Source organism: uncultured Agitococcus sp., from assembly GCF_937920075.1.
Classification (GTDB): domain Bacteria; phylum Pseudomonadota; class Gammaproteobacteria; order Pseudomonadales; family Moraxellaceae; genus Agitococcus.
In genome coordinates, this window is sequence record NZ_CALETI010000452.1 from 1 (window position 1) to 1438 (window position 1438).

A 1438-nucleotide genomic window follows, 5' to 3' on the forward strand; every position below is an offset into this window, starting at 1 on the left:
CTAAATAAAATAAAACCACACAAACCTTATTGGCCGTTTTTTATGCAAAACAAACCGATTTACTCATCAATTATCTTGCTACTTTGTTTAAGCTCTACAAGTCTTGCTAATGACTTTTCCGACAATAAACGGCTTTATCGCTACTATAATGACAAAGGCATACCCACTGTCAGTGACCAAGTGAGTGAAGAACACATTCGTCGTGGTTACGATATTGTTGATAGGCAAATGCAAGTCATCCGACGTATTCCCCCATTTGATGAAGCTGTATATCAAAAAGATAAAGCTAAGCGTGACAGTGCTTTTAAACAGCAACAAGAAGATGCAAAAATTTTACGCTTATATTCTTCTGCTCGCGATGCGGAATTGGCTCGTAATCGTCAATTAGATACATTATCAACAGGTATTGGTTACAACAGTATTCAATTACAACGTATCAAACGTTTACGCGCTAATTTTGTCGAAGAAGCTGCAGCCACAGAACGTGCCTCAAAAAAATCTGATCCTAAAGTAAAACTTAAAATTGCAGAATATGATAAACAAATTTTAGATTTACAAGCACTGATTAATTATCAAAAAACTGAACAACAAAAAGTTGGTGAAGAATTTAAGCCTATTATTAAACGACTAACAGAAATCGAAGTACAAGAAAAAGACAAAGCTGATAGTAATAAATAGGGTCTGTTGACGTTTTGATTGTGGTTGCGCAAAACGTCAACAGACCCTACGCCCTAATTGTTGAGCCTGTTGTAACCAACGTTGTTTTTGTTTGTCACTCGCTGCTTTCATTGAGCCAAAATTGCTGATTTTGACGGGTTTAATGCCACAAAAGCCCAAAATGGCATTCTTCATTTGATAGTGATTGGGCATATGATTAATCCATTTAAAATACCACGGTGGTGCATCCATGGTGACCAATAACCTTGCACTACGGCCTGCCAATAACTTATCCCACAATGGTGTGTGTTTACGATATTTAAAAGCAAAGCTTGGCAAAAAGGTTCGATCAATAAATCCTTTTAATAAAGCTGGCATTGCTCCCCACCATAAGGGATAAACAAAGACCAAATGTTCTGCCCACTGAATTAAACGTTGTGCCTCTTGTAAATCAGGTTCTAATTGTGCTGATTCGGTTTTGTAGCCCTGAAAGCTCAGATCAAAATTAAGCTCACTGAGCGTCAGTTGTTTAATATCAGCACCTGCTTGAGTAGCACCTAAAACATATTGCTCTGCTAAAGCATGACAAAAACTTTGCGGGGCAGGATGCGCCAAAATCAGCAAAATACGTTTTGACATAATTTTATTCCATAAAAAAAGAGGCCATTTAGCCTCTTTCTTAATTAGGTCAAAACGTGTTATTTCAATCCTAAAACGTCACGCATGTCATACAAGCCTGCGCTTTTTGAACCAATCCATGCTGCAGCACGTACTGCGCCGT

Annotated in this window: 2 protein-coding genes; one reads left to right on the top strand and one right to left on the bottom strand. The window is 37.9% G+C overall.

Going from position 1 to position 1438, the window contains the following annotated elements:
* Positions 1-678: hypothetical protein (locus Q0212_RS15365; RefSeq protein ID WP_297927139.1), on the top strand; the 678-nt coding region annotated here is incomplete at its 5' end.
* A gap of 36 nt (positions 679-714) precedes the next feature.
* Here Q0212_RS15365 and Q0212_RS15370 read toward each other — a convergent pair.
* Positions 715-1296, bottom strand: a complete 582-nt coding sequence (locus tag Q0212_RS15370; protein WP_297927141.1) for an NAD(P)H-dependent oxidoreductase — start codon at positions 1294-1296, stop codon at positions 715-717.
* Between the last annotated feature and the right edge of the window lie 142 nt (positions 1297-1438).